Below are 18,348 nucleotides of genomic sequence, written 5' to 3'. Positions count from 1 at the left end.
CGCGTTCCCCCGTCGGCCCCGCCGGCACATCCGGTGGCTTTCCCGCGCACATGCACATTGATCTTGGGCTCGGCGTCAGCGAAAATCCTCTAACCCATATCAATCATACCGCCAGCAATTTCACCGTTCAATTTATCGACCAATTGGGACGCGTCCGGACCAACGGTTTTCTAGTCAATGTCCATAATTCTGCAAGCACATTTTTAAAAGTCCGGCTGGATTCTCAAATCGGGACCAACTTAGACTCGTTGGATATTTTCGTGGATAACATTTCAATCACCGGGCATGTTCGAACCTGGGCTTATGGAGGATTAACCAGCTTCCATGACCCATTACATACCGATATCGAAACCAGCGGATGCCCGGATGATCTTCCGGGCTGCCGGGACCGAGACCCGCCGGTTTATGCAGACGGCAGCAGCAATGGAGTGCTACCGAGGGGAGTCGGCCGCGAAGACTTTGTTTTTACCGACTGGATGCCGGAGGGTCTTCATGACGGCGAACACCGGCTCATCGCCTGTTGGACGAACATCCGCAACCAAACCAACTGCCAAGAGACCAGATTTGAGATTGATGGGACCCCGCCGACTTTAGACCTTATCGTTGCCGACACCGAAATATCCTTGCCTGAAGGCCAATTTACCAATACGTCCAAGCTTTTGGCTCAGGCCGAGGACCCTAAAAGCGGTTTGGAGTCAATCAAACTGTTCGGTCCTGACGGTTCGGAAATTTCTCAGTCAAGATTCCTTGGCGGAGAAACCACTCCTCAAAGCACGGAGTTCTCTTTGTCCGGTCTGCCGGATGGGACCTATCGCGTAGAGGCTAAAGATAAATCGGGAAATATCAAAAATTTTTCATTCATATTGGACATCTCGGGCCCAAAGTTGGCGGCCACTTTTGACGATCCTTCATTGGCCGTTGAAGCAACGGATGAAGGCAGCGGCATAGCGTCGGTTAAACTACAAGATTCATCAGAGAACGTCATCAATGAAATAAGTTTTTCTGGAGAAAATTTAGTCAATGCGCCTTTTAACATCGGGTCTTTGCCGGATGGCAGCTATAGTATCGTCGCCATTGACCGAGCGGGCAATTCTTCGACCCAAGATGGCTCGGATTCGTCACCCAGCGAGTTTCAGATCAATTTGGCTAATTTTAAAATTTGGAGTCGGGGAGTTTCCCGGCTGGTTCACAGAGGGTTGCTTTCACCGGAGCAAGCTCAGCTTCGTTGGCGCATTGAAGAATTTCCGATTGAAGCTCCTCATATCCCCGGCACTGAATCTGAAGTGGTCGAAGGAGGTGTGGTTGTCAAAACTATCAGTGAAGTCGCTGAATTAAATTTTTCAGGAATGTTGGGTCTTCTCGGCGAAACCATAGTCCCATTGGAACTAAAAATTAATTGGAATAGACGGATTCTAAGCGGCAGCCCGCATCGTGTTGTCGTCCCTGCGGGTATTTTCAGCCGTACTATTTCACCTCATATTTGCAACCCCAGTACAAGCCCCTGCTTTAATGATCTTACGGTAGCCGGCACTGTCTTTTCCCAAACACGGGAATTCTGCCTAGGTTCGGATTCCAACAATTTGATCTGTCATCCCGCTTTTCAATCGAATCAAAATGAAAGTCTTGAGCCTAAAATAAGTCCGGTCTTTCCTCAGGCCAACATTCCCGAATTTCCAGATCCTTTTCTTGTTCCCTGCGCCGATAGAATTGAAACCATCAATATTGTCCCTCAAGGCAATTCGATACCTTTAGATGGCTCCCCAACCCTTTCGTACAGGTTTATTGATCACAATCAATTTTCCACTCCGAGGTCTTTGGGGCTTTGTTGGTTGGAGACAGATACCGGAGAACCAGCTTATGTTTATAGTTCGGCTGGGGTTTTTCCCGTTGCTTTTGACCCAACTCGTCCGCAAGGAATCCTTCGGGCGATGGTTCTGGAGAACGAGATACCCGGAACTCAAGTTTTGCGCCGAGGCAATAACATTTCTGTTCAACTTGGAATTAACAACGCCGAGCTTGCCTTTGACCAAGTTTCTCATCCAGGACACATCTATGCTTTCTTAGAAAGCGAAGACGTTCTGCCGCCGGAGGAGGCGGTGCAGACGGTTGTTCCTCAATTTGGAGTCATTTCTTTGGCCAATACGCAGGGTAATGTGGCATTGCGTATACCCTATGACGATGCGGGGTTGAATCCGGAAGATGAGGCAAACGTTCGTCTATATCAAATCGGCTCATTGATCGACATCACCACCCAATTAGATACATCGTTAAACGTGGTGATCGGCACTACATCCTCCTTGGGCACCTTTATCGTGGCCATTAAACGGGGGGAGGATCGGGTGCCGCCCAGGACCGTACTGCGGGTGGGCACGCCTCAGATCATTGCCGAGCCTTTAATCATCGGCCCGGACACGCCTTTGGAATTGACTTCAAACGACGGGCTTCTTTCTCCGGGGGACGGTTTAGGCGTGGGCGTGGCCAGTCTAACTGTAACCATTGACGGACTTTTTACTCATATCTTTTCCAACAAAGACCCGCCAGATAAGCCCTTCATCACCACGGTGACCCTTTTAGGGGCCGGGGATGGTCCTCATACCATCGGCTACTCTGCCACAGACTTCTCCGGCAACCAGGAAGAACAGCAGACGGCAATCCTCGCCTTAGATCAAACCCCTCCGCAAACAACACTCAAAGCATCAAGAGAACTCTTCAAAGAAAACAACGTTTATTACGCAACGAGCAACGATTCCTTTAGTTTTGAAACCCAAGACAATTTGGCCGGCGTTAAACATACTCTGTACAGCGTCAACGGCGGGGAATTCCAGGTTTTCAATCCTCAAGAGCCGTTGATTTTCCCCTCCGAAGGCGAATTCATTCTTGTTTTTAAATCCGTGGACCATGTCGATAACGCGGAGGCAGGCCATGCGGCGACCATAATCATCGACAACACCCCTCCTTCATTCTCGGACACGCTTTATGTCCGGGCCGCCGACCCCTTGAACACGCTGACGGATTTGGAAATCGCCCACGCCTCGGTAAGATTGGCGGGGCAAGGAGAGGTTGACCCTTCTTTGCTTTCCCCCTGGAGCGTGGAATATACGGGGGACGTTCTGCCTGAAGAAAACACGCCAAGGTTTAGGATTTCTCCTCTCTTTGCCCCTGCTTTTGAGCGAAGCGTCGAAGAGGGTTTGCTCAAAATTAGCGCATTTCAAGGGGAGGCTTTGATTTACGAGCAGCCCAATTTGAGGATTTCTTCGGATAAGGGCTATGTCCTTGAGATGAGGGCCAGGCCCGTTGACGAGGACTCGGCTCTAAGAATGGGCGGATTCAACAACCGCTACGGGATTCTTTTGACGATTAGCGGCGCCGGGCAAGGGCGATTGACTGTCGGGGACAACCCTGAGGAGCTTGCCTTCGGCAGCGGATGGTTCCAGCAGGAGTTCGATATTAACGAGCCCATGGAATTCCATGATTACCGCATTGCGGTCAAGGATTTTCTGGTCAAGGTTCTGGCGGATGAAACAACGATTGTTGAGCAGGATGTGCGCGAGTTTCTGCCGCCTCATATCCCGGCCCATGAGTTGCCCTTCATGCCCTTCGCGGAATTTGGGGCGGGCGATCCTTTCGGCGCAGGGGCGAATTCCAGCAATGTGGAAATCGACTACTTCCGTTATTTTACGGACGGTCCCCAATTGCCTCAACAGACTCCGGTCAAACCCATGATCAGCTACGAAGCCGGGGTGATTCCTCAAGACTTCAGCCCCATCGTCAGAACCATGCCTCTTCGCCAAGACACTATTGGAGGAATTGTTTCCCAACAAGTCATCGATCAGCGATTTTTAAGGGCCGCGGCCCGGACTCAGGGCGGGTTTTTCTACAGCTTAAATCCCAATATCAACAGCTCCCAACAATACACCTTGGAATTGAAAGCCCGGCCCATCGGAGATTTGGAGTCGGTCATGACATTAAATTTCTTCGACGGGCAATTCCAGGGCAGGCTGTTTTTGGATAAGACGGGGCATTTGGCTTTGGTGTCCGGCGGGCAGATTCTTTATGCGGCCCAAGGAATCGATGTGGGTAATTTCCACACCTGGGGCGTAAGCGTACAGGGAGGCGATTTAAAGCTTTCCATAGACGGGCAAATTCTTTTTACCGGCTTTCTGCCGCCTTTTGAAGGAAGTTTGGCTGACACTTTGACCGGGTTCGGCGCAAGGAACGCGATTGCGGCGGATATTAAAAACGTGGGGCTTGAGGTTGAATCCTTCGTTATCCGCAAAGACCCGGAGGGATTGCTGGTTTATGAAGGCAATGTTTTGCCCCAGCACAATAATCCGCCTTTGCAAACCGTGCTTTCCAACGCGCAACCGGTGATTGAGGAAATCATGGCCGGCGCATTGCGCGTGGGCGTGGAAGGCGCCTTAGGTTTTGTCTCTTATCTTTTCGTCAACACCGGATTTAATTCAGACGAGCCTTACGGCATTGAGATGCGGGGGCGCGTCGTCGACAGGGCGGCTTTGCTGATGCAATTCAACGATGAGAGGAACTCCTTCCAATTGAGAGTCGATCATGACGGCAATGTCTCCATTCAAAGAACGCAGGATGTGCAGGTCGAAATGCAAATGATGAATATCCGCGAGCGGGGCTTTGATCCTCAGGAATTCAATTCCTATGGCCTAAATAACGGCGGCGCGACCGGAGAAGAGATGACATTTTTTATTAATAACGAGCCCATTGGTTTTGCTTTTAGGACAAACCCGCCCTTGCCCCCGGACCCTGCTGCTTTGACTTTTGCCGGTTTCGGTGTGGAGAGCCTGGCGCCCATCGGTCAAGGCATCGCGGAAATCGATTTTTTCCGGGCGGCCAGGGGCGCAACAGGGCAGGAAACCGTTTTCTCTTATGACGCGGCCCGGTTGCCGAATGAGGTTGGACTCGCGCGCATCAAGGAAGGCGCGAATTTGCCCACGCTTGAAGAAACCGAAGAAAAAATACGCGAGGATATTCTCCAAGTCCAAACGGACTTAGGTGGCATTGCGTATCAATTTCCCCTCGCGTTAAACTCAAACGAGTCTTATCAACTGCAACTACGAGGACGGCCAGCGAGCCCGAATTCCCTCTTAGCCCTCGGCTTTGAGGACGAAAGTTTTGCCGGAATTCTTTTAATCGATCAGGCGGGAGGCGCAAGGATTCAGGCGGATATGCTGGGCGCGCCCATCGCCTCGGCGCCCATGCCTGATGCGTTGAGCTTCCATGCCTATGCAATCGAGGTCAATAGCGGGAAAGCCAAAGTTTTTGCCGATAATCAAACGCTTTTTGAGGCGCAATTGCCGCCTAAATCCGCTTCTTTGCATCCGGGCGGGTTCTTCGGCGTGGCGGCTGTCGAGCCCTTCGTCGCGCAGGGCCTTCCACAAATGGAAATCGATTATTTCCGCATCGCTAAAACCGTTCAGGAAGGGGCTTTGGCCGGGACATTGGAGACGCCGTTCATCAATGTTTCGACATCGGCTTTGTTTTCCGGCTTTACCCCCATTCAATTTGTGAACGAGGGGCAAATTATTCATGAATTCACCAATGATGGAACGAATTTCTTTCCCGTTAGCGAGCTTTCCCAGACGGCAATATCGGCAGGGCAAATCAAATTCAAAAGCACGTTAAGCCGGGATGATAAAGGAAAGAAAAGCCCTGTTTTAACGGCTTTGCGTCTGGAATTTGACAGCAAGGTCCAATTGTCCGCCTCAGCCATCAGTAAAAGACAGCCGTTAAACATCGAATTTTTGGCTTCGGAAAGACTTGTGGGCAAGCCTTCGGTCACAATCGGCGACTTAAACGCCGTTGACGGCAATGTGCCTGCGTCTTTGTCCTGGAATTTTAATTTCTTAATCGATAACGGCATCCAGGAAGGATTGATCCCGGTCGTTATTAAGGGAAGGGACTTGTCCGGCAATGAAGGACAAGATGAAACCGCTCTTGTTCTGGTGGATGTGACGCCGCCAAGAATCACCGTAAAATCCCCCGTATCCAATATCAAGCTCATTCATCCCAGAGACAAGGCCAAAATCGACGTTCTGGTTCAAGACAATTTTGATCCCGCCCCAATTTCTTCGGCTACTTTGATTCAAACGCAGGACAAAGGAGAAACAACGGGACCGGCTTTTGCTCCCGTGGCTAATGGCCAGGAGCTTGATCTTCTAAGCCTGGATGACGGGATTTGGACGCTGAGCGCGCAAGCGCAGGATTCTGTTTTTAACTCGACTTCGGTTGTTTCCGGTCCTTTTGAAATCGTGCACAAGGATATTCTACCGCCAAGGACAACGCTATTCATCGGACTGCCGCGATTAGGGCAGGAGCCTGTTTTTATAACGGCTAATACAACGCTTAACTTTGATGTCAAAGACGATGCCAATGAATTAGGGGACAGCCAGGGCATCGGGGTGGAACGCTTGAACTTGGGCTTAGATTCCATTTTTGATGAAGCCGTGCTCAATCCCCAATCCACGTCCCCTGTTTTTTCCAAGGCCCTTAATCTTCTGGGCGTTGAAGACAGGACCTATGACTTGAGATTTTACGCGCAGGATACCGAGGGCAACTCAGAGTCAACCCAAACAATAAAAATCGCCCTAGACAATACCCCGCCTGCCACGGAACTTATTCTACCCTCTGGAGTGTTCCGGGAAAACGGGACGATTTATGTAAACAGCGCGGACATGATTGATTTTAGGTCCACGGACGCAGGCTCAGGGGTCAGGGAAACCGTATTCAGGCTGGAGCGGTTAAACGGCAACGCTCAGGAGCCCTGTCCTGAGCCTGACCCAGTCACAGATGAATGCCCCGCTGATCAAGGTAACTCCGAGCCTGTCATGCTCCCCATGAATTTTTCCGAAGAGGGCCGTTTTGTTTTGACTTTTGACGCCACGGATAACCTGGACAATCATTCCTCCGCCCAAAGCGTGGTGATCGTGGTGGACAACACGCCGCCCACGTTCTCGGGAACAGCCCCCTTATTCATCCAGGCCAATGACCCGGTCAACGTGTTTAACGGGCTGACGGCCTTCAACGGCGGGGTGAAATTGATTGATGGCGGGGGTCCGGGGCCGGGTCCCGATCCGGGAACCGGGCAATGGACGGTAGAGTATCAGGCCGCGGGAACTGCCGAGCTTCCCACCGGCTTTGCTCCGCCTTTCCAATTCTTGGCCTCGATTCCTATTTTAAACGTATCCCAGGAATTGACGCCGGGGAGTTTAAGATTGACGACCTTCGGCTTCGCCCATGCCTTTTATACCCAGGAAAATTTTGAGTTGAACATTGATCAGGGCTATGTCACGGAGATGCGGGGCCGGGCCATGAATGAACAGACAGCCTTAAGCATGACGGTTATCAGCGATCAAGACACGGCCCTGGAGCTATTGATCGAGCCCGGCCAGGGCACGCTGCGTTTTACAAACGGCGATTTATTATCTCCTGAGACGGCAACGATCGGCGAGTTTCCAATCGGAGCGGGTACCGGAGAAACCAGGACTTACCTATTGAGCGTGGGGCCTGATCCCAACTCGCTCGCGGAACAATTAGTGCGCGTTTTTGAAGACGGCGTTCTACGCCTTGAGGCTGCTCTTCCTACTTCGCCCTTTGCCTTCGACGCCCTACCCCAGGTGGCCTATGGAGCCAAGACCCTGGTTCCCGACGGAACCCTGGACGCGGAGTTTGAATTCTTCCGGTATTTCACGGGAGGGCCCGAGCCGCCGACAGGAGGCTCCCCGGGCAACGGCGGAGGTCCGGGCGGGGTCTTGGTGGATTATCAGGCGACTGTGCTGCCCGAACAATTCGGCCCCTTCGTTCAAAAAAGAATCAATCGATTCTTTACCCAGCCTCCCAGCGAACAAATAGTGACTGAAGGCGCGACCATGCAATCGTTCTTAAAGCTTTCCTCCCCGGATGACGGGGATATTAACTATTTGTTTATGCAGGAATTAAGCGCCTCGCAGGAATATCGCTTGGAGCTGCGCGCCGCGCTCAAAACATCGGATTCCAGGCTGTTGATTTTTATGCAGGATGATCAATTTGGAGGCGTTTTGGAAATCGACACAGCCGCCGGGCTGGCGCGTTTGTTCAACAATTCCAGGGAACAGGTGTTGGGCAGAAGGGATATCGACCTGCCTCCGGCGCAAACGTTCGATTTCCTCGATTATCTTGTCACGGTTAGCCAGGGCAATGTCCGGTTGTCCGTCAACGGCAATGAAATTCTTACGGGGCAACTGACGTTTGGGGACCCCGATCTTCGCGGAGCGGGCTTCGGCTTGGAAGCCCGCTCCTTTGAGCCTGTGCCCATCGGTTTGGATGTCCGGAGCTTTAGAATACTCTCCGGCCCTTCAGGCAACGGAGGCGGCGGCTCCCAAGAGGGCACATTGCTGGGCACGGTGGAAACGCCCTTTATCAGCTTGCCTGAGCTGTCCAAAATCAATCATTTCCAGGTCACGCAGAATTTGGCGCAAGGCTCCATTCAACACGAGTTCACCTCGGACGGACAAAATTTCTTTCCTATCGATCTTTTATCGTCAGCCGATATAACCCATCGCCAAATCAAGTTTAGGAGCACGCTCTCGCGGGCCACGACCGAACAGGCAAGCCCAGTGCTGGAATTTTTGTCGCTTGATTTAATCCGCATTGTTGATGTTTCTTCACCATCTGTCGCCGGTCCCTTGTCCACGGCCACGATACGCTTCATCGCTTCTGAACGGCTTTTAGGCGAGCCGGTGGTTAAAGCCGGAAACTCGCAGGCTTTTGACAAAAACGAGCCGCCGTCTTTTTCTTGGACGTTTAAACTCTCGGCCGCTCAAGACGCCCTGGAAGGCGAGCAAACCATCGTCATTTCCGGCAAGGATTTATCCAGAAACCAAGGCGAGGATCAAACCGAAAAGATTTTGATTGACCGGACCCCTCCTGTTGTGACCGTTTCTTCCCCGGCAGGAGGGGAACGCTTTGTCGCTTCCCAAGGCTCGATCACAATCAACGCTTCTGTTTCCGACAATTTCGATCCCGCTCCCGACATTCTGCGCCTGGAATTGGTGCAACGTCAGAACACCGGAACAACCAGAGGTCCAACCAGACTTATCGTCCATCAAGGACAAGTGATCGACCCTCTTTCTATTGACGATGGTCTTTGGGTTTTGGAGGTTGAGGCCAAGGACTGGGTAAATAACTCAACAATTACCGTGTCCGGAGTTTTTGAAGTGATTCATGATCTTTTGGCGCCCAGGACAAGCCTGGTTGCCGGAGAGCCCAAATTCGGGGACAACCCTGTTTTTGTCACCAAGGACACATCGCTTGGGTTTTCCGCTATTGATGATTTAGTCGAGGTGGGCGACGGCATCGGTTTGGGCGTGGCCCGGACCGAGTTCAGCGTCGATCAATCATCGTTTGCCGTATTTAGCGCCACATTCGCTATTTCTGCTGAAGGGTTTCATGAAGTGAAATTCTTTTCCGTGGATGTGGTGGGAAATCAAGAAACGATAAAGACCGTCCAAATCGCGGTGGATAACACCCCGCCCACCACTGAGTTGAGTTTGGGGGAGGGCGCCTTCAGCGCTTTTGGCCGGACCGTGATTACACCCAATACCCTCATTACTCTTTCTGCGGTCGATCCCAAGGTTAACGGGGTGAGCTCCGATGTATCGCAAACGGAATTTGCCGTTGATGACGACGCTTTTCAGGTCTATTCTGCGGCGTTTACTTTGCCTGCCCAGGGGGAGCATGCCGTCAAATACAGAAGCCGGGATAATCTGGGGAATCTTGAGACTGCGAGGACACTCGCTTTGTCCGTGACGCCTTTAAGGGAGACGGCCATGATCGCGGCAGGGACGGCTACCATCACCGCCTCGGGAACGGCGGATATTGTGGGTAAAATCGTCTCCAACGGCGCCTACAACGCTTCGGGCAATGTCCGCCTCACGGGAAGCGTGATGGCCCCGGCCATCGAGCTTAAAGGAAACAGCGTTATTATCGGCACGCAAACCATCGCTTCGGATTCCGTTCATGCCTCTCCCATTGATTTAGCTTCCATCAAAGCTGATTTGGCCCAAACCAACGACAACGGCTTAATCCCAAGCCAATTCCTGAGCCCGGATGGGGCGCTTGTTGTCAGCAAGGGCGCGATCTTGACGTTGGACGCAGGCAGCTATCTTTTCTCCGGGATGAGCATCGATTCCCAAGCGGCTTTAATTTCCAGCGGTCCCGTGCGCATTTTTCTGACAGGGCCTCTGGTCATCACCGGCGCAGGATCGATGAACGCCTCGGGACGGGCCGCAGACTTGGTCGTGTTCTCGGATTTCGACCGAACCCACGAATTTGCGGGAGGATCGCGGGCCGCGGTTATTCTTTATGCGCCGAACTCCTCGGTGAAAGCCACGGGCAACAGCTCGATTACCGGCAATCTTTTTGCTAAAGACATCGTGATTCAAGGGGCTTCGCTCTTTGTTCAAGCCGACGGTTTATCCGGTCAAATCCCCGCGCAAACACAAGACGGCGAGAAACAAAAAGGCGGCGCTAAAACAGCGGCCGCTCTTGACACTCCGCAAGCCTTGGGACCTGATCCAAAATTCCAATTGGGAGAAATTTATGCCTATCCCAATCCCGCTATAGGCGGAGCCAAACCCACCCTTCACATTGAAACCGGCCTGGCTGATTCCGCGCGCATCCTGATTTATTCGATATCCGGGGAGCTTGTCAAAGAGGAAAGCCTAAGCGGCCTGCCTCAAATCATCTATCTGGTTGAAGCCAAAAAAGGCTCGGAAGTTCTGAGAGCCAAAGGAAAAATTTATGTGGTCAGGTGAGTGTCCTCTTATAACTAAACATGTTTATCCGCCGGAGCGGCCGGCGCGAAGGAGCAAGGTTTGGCTGGGGGCTGTGCTGGCTGCTTTAGCCTGGATTTTGACCATGGCTTTATCCCTTTTTGCTCAAACAACTCAAAAAACAGGGGCCGAGTTTTTGAATATCCCGGTGGGAGCCAGGCCCGTGGGCATGGGCGGGGCCTACACGGCTTTAGCTAATGACATTTCCTCTTTGCACTGGAACCCGGCGGGATTGGCTTTAATGAATCAGCCTGAGATAGGGGCTATGTATTCTCAGTGGCTTTTAGACAGTCAATACAATTTCCTGGGGTTCGGGTATCCGGGGAAAATAGGGACATTCGCGGGCTCTATCAGCGTTCTGTCTCAAGGTGCTTCCGAGGCAAGGGGACAAAACAGAGAAAAAACAGGATCGATCAAAGCCCAGGATCAATCCTTATCCTTGGGCTATGGCAGAAAAATAGGCTTTATCCAGGCGGGATTAAATACCAAGCTTATTCAAAGCGAGATTGCAGGCTATAGAGCCGATACCTTTGCTTTTGATCTGGGATTGATGATTTCCGCGCGTTCCCATTCCCCCATATCCCTGGGTCTAGCCCTGCAGAACATAGGCCCAGGGATTCGATTTATCGAGCAGCGCGATCCGTTGCCGCTCGCGCTTTCCGGAGGCTTAAGCTACCGGCTCCCCATGGGCATCGCCTTAGCCTTGGACGTCAAACAACAACTCATCAACCATAAAACCAGTGTTAATATCGGCACCGAGTATCAGGCCCTGCCGATCTTAAGCCTGCGCGGCGGCTATATTGCGGCCCTCGGCAAACAGGCTCCGTTGGCCCGCAACAGCGGACTCGACGGAATCTCAGGAGGCGTCGGTTTCCGTTTGATGGGGGCTCAAATTGACTATGCTTTCAAACCCTTTGGACTCTTGGGGGATACGCATCGGGTGAGCCTGGCAGCGCGATGGTGATGTATCGTGCGACGTGAATTTCGACTTAAAAATTTTTCAATACCGTTTAGACTATTATTGACTATTACGGACCTAGGTTATAGTGAAGACCAAGCGCAGGGCATCTATCAGGTGATAGTTGGGATGTTACGGGGATGTGGTTTGCGATGAATCCCACCAAGTCAGATTTTGGAATTCCTGACGGCCAATACGGGCAGATATTTTGCATGCGAATTGACATGCTCAACAGTGAACATACTTTGAGAAATACGAGCCCAGCGGCTATGCGTAGCCTTCAAAGCAAATACGCAAAAATCGTCAATGAAGAAGTTGTCGCCAGGAGTGGAATTTTGGGATCATGGCAAGGGGATGGAGCCATGGCCTTTCTCGGCACGCAGGGTGACGAAGATCACCTCATTCAATCCGGTGAAGAAATGTCCAGGATGATTCTGAATCGGCTTCGCAAGGAGATCCCCGATAAGCACTTCCGCATCGGTGCCGCATCCTCCCCGGTAAGATTTTTTTCACAGCACGTAGATCAATTTAGTAATCCAGGAGCAGTTTTGGCTGCCAGATTAGAAGAAGAGGCGCGGAACCATTCGACGGGCTCGGCCCTTCTCCTTCCTGGCGACGTATATTCGGCGCTTGCCAAAGAGGCGCGGGATCAGTATAGGCACGTAGGGAGGCTTTTAGAAACGCAAGAAATATACCTTTATATTCCCGATAGAGACGGTAGCTTTGTTTCTCCTCTATCTCCAACACCAGGCGGGACAATTCTCAAGAGACTTGTGGAATCGGTCAATCCTCCACTAACAGAGCGGCCGCGGCGCACCTTCTTTACACAATTCGATCCTGTGTGGCCATTTGCCGAGGAATCGGGGATGCACGTTGCTTTTGTCGCCCACCCGATGCCACTGGGAGACTTGTTTAGACTCCGTGAACACAAGTCATGGATTATGGAAAATTTTCTTACATTGCCTATTGGCAGCAAGGTCTTTAAGGACGAAGATTTCCGTTGTAAGCGACTCACCCTCTTTGTCGCGGAAAAACGTGAGTCTCAAAAAGTTCAATTTTTAAAATTCTACTCTCATGGTGGCTTCGCTTTTGCTGATGCAAGTTGGAGGAACATGCCAGATTGGCAGGGTGCATTCTACCCTGAAGCCACAAGAAGGCCTCTCCTTCAAGCCATGGACTTCGCAAAAAGATATTTTGATGAATGCCTACGGGTAGCAGAACCCGTTGATATTAATGTGATGCTATGGGTAGTCAATGTCGCGGGTTACAAACGAAAGCTGGCCCCCGGAAGAACTCTGCCGCCAAGCCCCTTTGTTTATGATAAAGATATTTGTGCAACAGTGAGGACCGACCCCAAAAATTTGGTATCTGAAAACGCCGTCAGCACTCTATATGATCAGATTATTGAACAGTCCAATCTAGATGTGAAAAAATGGGGCTGGAAAGCACACACGCGGTTATAGAGGAGTGGGCGCCAGTCGTACTTCATTGCCATCGGCTGTAATCGCCATACGGTTTAAATATATGAAGAGACAACCATTCATCCTGGGTTCGTTGCTCAAGAATTTATGGCAATATCACTCCCCTGGACTACCTGGAGATATTCTGCTGGTCCGAAAGATATTCCGCATGATGAAGAAGGCCCACTCATCTCACGATCTTATTGAGGGATTAACGCCGGGCGAGCGAGAATTTTTGTTTACGGCCCATCATCTTTACTGTAGAGCCCCCTTGGTCTATCTAGCAGCAGCAATGCTTTTTTTTGAAACGAGAGATGCCGGAACGCTTATAAACTTCGAAACATTCACGCGTTGGGTCCGGCTGGTTGCAGTTCTTTTAAGATTGGCCAATATAGAAGAGGGGCGATGGGCCGGAACAAAAGAAAAAAATGCACGCCAAAAACCCATTATTGATTATCTTGTGTTCTATGTAGAAGCAAACGAGTCCTTTAAAAAGATTCTTCCTAAACTAAAAAATAATAATGCCGATCCTGATCAATTAGAGACGGGAATTATATGCCTTGATCTAAAAAGCCAGATTTTTTTCGTTCGTGGCGTTCTACGAGGCCGGTTAAGCAACACTCTCTTTGAGATTCTTAAGTTTTTTATGGAGCATGAAGGAGTCGAGTTTTCCATGGCTGATCTTAAGGCCAAGCTCTGGGCGCATAAATCTGATATTAGCGACCAAGCCGTTTCGCGAACAGTTCATAAGCTAAGAAAACTGCTTGGCCGGGCACGCTTTTGCATTGAAGTAGATCGGCAGCCCCGAAGATTCACTTTTTACGGCATACCCCGCGTCTCAAGGGAGAGCTTGGACTCATTAGATAAAGAAAGCGCGTTATTGAACTAGGGATTTGTAGGCTTCATTTTGAACCGGTCACAGCTTGTGACTGGTTCAGAGGTCTTAATGAGAGGTTGAGTTGATTTTTATGCAACCTATTTGCATAATGCTAAGCATATGCACATTGAAGGCGATCTTTCTGCGCGACCAATAAAAACAGCCCGGTCTATTTTGTCGGCAAGCGCAGGAAAGCCCATCAAGGCCCTCTTGGAATATCATGAGTTCATCCATCTTTTTCGCCGGCGTTATCCCTTTAAGATCACTCGTCGCGCATTGCAGCTCTACAGCTCGCCTGGCTACAGGCTTCTTCCGCCGCCGGTTCATAAAGGCGGACACAAGTCTTATTACCTGCACCCCGAACATACGGAGCGCCTGGCCGTCGTTTTGACGTTGCATGAAAAAAACCGCGTTCCCTTTAGAAATATAGCCACGATCCTGCAGAACTTTCCTCCTGAATACTACCGCTTGATTTTAAATGGAACCTTTGAGGCTAAGGACGTGTGGGAATTTCCGGTTTTTTTTAATGATGGCCACACACTGAAGGATTATTTGTTTAAAAAAATAATTGATTATTTGTTGCGTCTGGAAGGGGATGTCTTGTGGCAAGCGGAAAAAAGATTGGATAAGAAGGGTTCAAAAGCCGCGGAAAAGCTGTTGCGCCGGCATCTATCCAGCAAGGTCAAAGAGCTTGCCCAGTGGGTCGCGTCAGCGGGGTTAGACAAGATCGCTCAGAAACCGCCAAGAACCAAAAGTCAAGATATCATTGATGAGACGGGCGACCCCGCCGACAGCCCGCTGATTCTTAATATTGCCCAAGAAGGCATGGGAGACAAAATTGCAAAAAATAAGGGGGCGGGCTGAGCATTCAAATTAAATAAAAAATCGCCGGCGGCAACCGGCGACTATACACTTATGTCGAAGCATCAACACAAGCGCATTTCATTTTATAACAAGAGGACCACCTTAGAATTAGGTCCGGTTTTTTCCACCACTGGTTTGTACCACTTATCCTATTGGCGTAGAACCTGCAAACCAGGGCAGCAGACTGCTCGGTACCCCCTTGCTGCGGTTTACACCATTGGCGTCATTCAAATTGTTCGTTTTATTGTGTTATTGCCCCGCCCCCTGCCATCTAAAGCCGGTCTTTTCGCGGTGGAGGGTGGTCAGTCTTCGCTGGCGCGAAGACTGACCACCCTCCACCCACCAGGTCTGTGCAATGGTGTTGTGACCTGGTGCTATCGGCGAAAAGCCCAACATGGCAGGGGGCGGGGCAGGGTTTTTGAGGTTTAAGGAATGGGGGTTGAGGAAGAGATGATTGAAATGGGAAAAGCAAAAGAAAGGGAATCTTCAGGAAATGGGATTCAGGAGGACGGCGGATTAAAAGAAAACAACGATTTAAAGCTGGGCAAGGAAAAGGAACGATTAACCATAACCCCCAAGATGCTGGATTTAATGGGGGTGATGGCGGAACATGACTTTTTAACCATTCATGAAGCCAAGCTGATTTATTCCAATGAAAGCCATGCCTATAAGGTTTTGGCCCAGCTTAAAGACGAGGGCATTCTCCGCGCCTTCGACAGTTACGGCAAGCCCAAACAAGCGTATTGTTTTACGCCGGCCGGATACAAGCTTTTGGAAGGCCATGGAAAACTAAGGGTCCGTTCCCGCTTTGACCCAAGCCAATACAAATCCGTCGTCTTTAATCACAGCATTTCCTGTTCGAGGGTCCGCTTAATACTGTCCAAAAATTCATTGATTACGGACTATATGCCGGAAAGCATGATTTGGGAACAATTCCCCAAGGACAAGAAAGTCCCTGACGGATTGATCCGATTCAAGCGTTCCAAGGAAGATGAGGGTTTTCAGGTAGCCATTGAAGTCGAATTAACCTTAAAGAACAAAGAAAAACTCAAAGAAGCCTTTAGAGAACTCACGCATTGGCGCGGGGTCAAGGCTGCCTGGTATATCTGCAAGGATCAGAACCTGGTTAATTCTTTGAGGGGCTTCTTAATGGATGGACTTGAAGGCCCTTTCCCAGATGTGCCCTTTTTTTATTTCACGACCTTGGACCTTATTGAAAACGGTAAATGGTTGCTTTGGGATGCTCAAGGGGGGAGCTATTGTTTTGGCTCGCAGAACAGAACTTGGTCGCCGGAGGCAGTAGGGCCGGAGCCGGGGAAAGAGAATTCCCCGCAAGAGCCACGGGCCGGAGAAGAAATCGGCAGCGGCCACAGCGCTCATGAAGAACCGGCCGCTGCTGATTTAACGCAAAAAACAGCGGCGCTCCAATCGCAGATTAAAAAAGACGAAGAAGAGGACTACCGGGTTTTTGTAGATAGGGTGATGAAAAAATATCAAGAAAAACAGGCCCGGCTGAGCGTTCCTGACCTAACTCAAAAGCCCCGTACTTTCTTTGAACAAGCTCGGCGGCCCTACATGGAAAACGGCCTTCATGTATTTCTTTGGTTTCTCTGGGGTCAAGCGTGTATGGCGGTGATCGCTACATGGGCTTTGGGGATCGTTGGATTTAAAAGCGGGGTTATTTATCAAAGCGTGCGATCAGCCCATCATTATTACTTGCTCCGCCGCGATGAAGCCACGGCCAAGGCTGTTTGGTGGGGCGCTGTTATTGATTGCGCCGGCCAAAAAACCGCTATTCGTTTAGTGGCCCAGCAACGGGATAATTGTCGTCAATAAAAGCGCAATATGGAAGATAGGACAACGAAGCGGCTTTTAACGGTTGATGAGGCGGCTTCTTATCTGGGCATGACCAAGGGCTCCATTTATCAGCATATTCATGAACGGACCATTCCCTTCGTCAAGGTTGGCCGCGCCGTGCGTTTTGATTTGGAAAGAATCGACTGCTGGATTAAGGAGCAGAGCGTTGAACCATTTGATTATGAAAGCTCTCGCAGGAGGTAAAATCTAGCTATGGCGGTTTACAGAAAGTGGAATAAGACCGGCGGTTGTTGGGATTTTTACATTGATTACGTTTTTAACGGCAGGAGAATTCGCGAAAAAGCCGGACCCAATAAAACTGTGGCCCAGAAAATTTTGAAAAAGCGCATTGTTGAGATAGCGGAGGGCCGGTTTTTGGGCAAGGTCAAAGAGGCGCGTATTCCGTTAGCGGAAATGATCGCTTTATATATAGAAAATCATGCCAAGCCCAACAAGCGTTCGTGGCGCGATGATGAGATTATCTTGAATAAGCTCATGGGGCATTTTGGAAACTGCTTTCTTGACGAAATAACGCCGCTTAAAATCGAGGGGTACAAAGCCGTCCGGCGCACGGAGGTTTCCGGCGCACGTGTCAACCGCGAACTTTCCGTTTTAAAAACTATGTATTCGAGGGCTGTGGTTTGGGGCAAGGCCAAGGAAAATCCGGTCAGGGCGGTTCCGTTTTTTAAGGAAAACAATATGCGAACCAGATTTTTGGAAGCAGGGGACATTGCCTCTTTGGTTTCGTGCTCCTGCGAGTGGTTGCGCCCCATTGTTATCTGCGCGATTCATTCGGGCATGAGATTGGGAGAGATATTGAATCTGGCCTGGGACGACGTGGATTTTAAAAATGGGCTCATTTTCGTGCGGGACAGCAAAAACAAGGGGGCCAGGGTTATTCCCATGAGCCTTCCGCTCATGCGAATTCTGCGGGCGGTTGTAAAACAACCGGACTCACCCTATGTGTTTGTCAGCGGCAAGGGAAAAAAAGAGAGCCGTTTTGGTAGGATTAGGACGCAGTTTGAGAAGGCCCTCAAGCTCTCCGGCATCCGGGATTTTCGATTTCACGATTTAAGGCATACGTTCGCATCGCAACTCGTGATGCGCGGTATCGATCTTTCCACGATCGGGGAGCTTCTGGGACACAAAAGCGGTTTTCGAATGACTCAGCGTTACGCGCATCTTTCGCCGGAGCATAAGGCGCGCGCCGTTCGGGTTTTAGACAGCCTGGGAGGCTTAGGGAATGTTGAAATTACTTCTCAAAAAGACACCCTAATGCCACCTGGAGCAAAAAGCGCTAGTGACGGGAGCGGAAAAGATTTAGAAAATCCCCTGGAAATCAGGGGGTTTAGCAGTTTCGGCCAGGTGGCAGAGCGGCTAAATGCACCGGTCTGTAAAACCGGCGGGCCATGCCCTACGGAGGTTCGAATCCTCTCCTGGCCACCACCCTTTTCCTTGTTAAAATAAGAATGATTGTGAATTCCCGCCCTCCTT

7 protein-coding genes, 1 tRNA gene and 1 pseudogene are annotated in these 18,348 nt (G+C 50.6%); all 9 read left to right on the top strand.

Annotated elements, in window-relative coordinates:
* Nucleotides 1–50: 50 nt before the first annotated feature.
* The 9 genes and pseudogenes from HYT79_08300 (at nucleotide 51) to HYT79_08260 (ending at nucleotide 18,300) form a co-directional block, all read left to right on the top strand.
* Nucleotides 51–10,820 carry a hypothetical protein gene (locus HYT79_08300; GenBank protein ID MBI2070588.1) on the top strand — a complete coding sequence of 3,590 codons (10,770 nt, stop codon included), beginning with the start codon at nucleotides 51–53 and terminating at the stop codon, nucleotides 10,818–10,820.
* A 73-nt stretch (nucleotides 10,821–10,893) separates the two neighbouring features.
* The gene (locus HYT79_08295; protein ID MBI2070587.1) at nucleotides 10,894–11,802 is read left to right on the top strand and encodes a PorV/PorQ family protein; all 909 of its coding nucleotides are present in this window, start codon (nucleotides 10,894–10,896) and stop codon (nucleotides 11,800–11,802) included.
* Between the two features lie 146 nt (nucleotides 11,803–11,948).
* Nucleotides 11,949–13,259: an adenylate/guanylate cyclase domain-containing protein gene (locus HYT79_08290; GenBank protein ID MBI2070586.1), complete on the top strand. Its 1,311-nt coding sequence runs from the start codon at nucleotides 11,949–11,951 to the stop codon at nucleotides 13,257–13,259.
* Between the two features lie 166 nt (nucleotides 13,260–13,425).
* Complete coding sequence (locus HYT79_08285) at nucleotides 13,426–14,145, top strand: helix-turn-helix domain-containing protein (GenBank protein MBI2070585.1); 720 nt, start codon at nucleotides 13,426–13,428, stop codon at nucleotides 14,143–14,145.
* 108 nt (nucleotides 14,146–14,253) lie between these two features.
* Entirely contained in the window at nucleotides 14,254–14,997 is a 744-nt protein-coding gene (locus tag HYT79_08280; GenBank protein ID MBI2070584.1) for a hypothetical protein, read from the top strand.
* A 450-nt stretch (nucleotides 14,998–15,447) separates the two neighbouring features.
* Nucleotides 15,448–16,833 carry a hypothetical protein gene (locus HYT79_08275; GenBank protein ID MBI2070583.1) on the top strand — a complete coding sequence of 462 codons (1,386 nt, stop codon included), beginning with the start codon at nucleotides 15,448–15,450 and terminating at the stop codon, nucleotides 16,831–16,833.
* A 9-nt stretch (nucleotides 16,834–16,842) separates the two neighbouring features.
* Nucleotides 16,843–17,058, top strand: coding sequence for an excisionase family DNA-binding protein (locus HYT79_08270; protein ID MBI2070582.1), 216 nt, complete (start codon nucleotides 16,843–16,845; stop codon nucleotides 17,056–17,058).
* Nucleotides 17,059–17,067: 9 nt separating this feature from the next.
* Nucleotides 17,068–18,042 (top strand): annotated as a pseudogene (locus HYT79_08265) (site-specific integrase).
* 171 nt (nucleotides 18,043–18,213) lie between these two features.
* Nucleotides 18,214–18,300 (top strand) — tRNA-Tyr (locus tag HYT79_08260).
* Nucleotides 18,301–18,348: the final 48 nt, after the last annotated feature.

It is taken from the genome of Elusimicrobiota bacterium (genome assembly GCA_016180815.1).
GTDB lineage: Bacteria > Elusimicrobiota > Elusimicrobia > JACQPE01 > JACQPE01 > JACPAN01.
The sequence above is the reverse complement of the archived record's forward strand: the minus strand, read 5'-3'. Positions and strand labels throughout refer to the sequence as shown.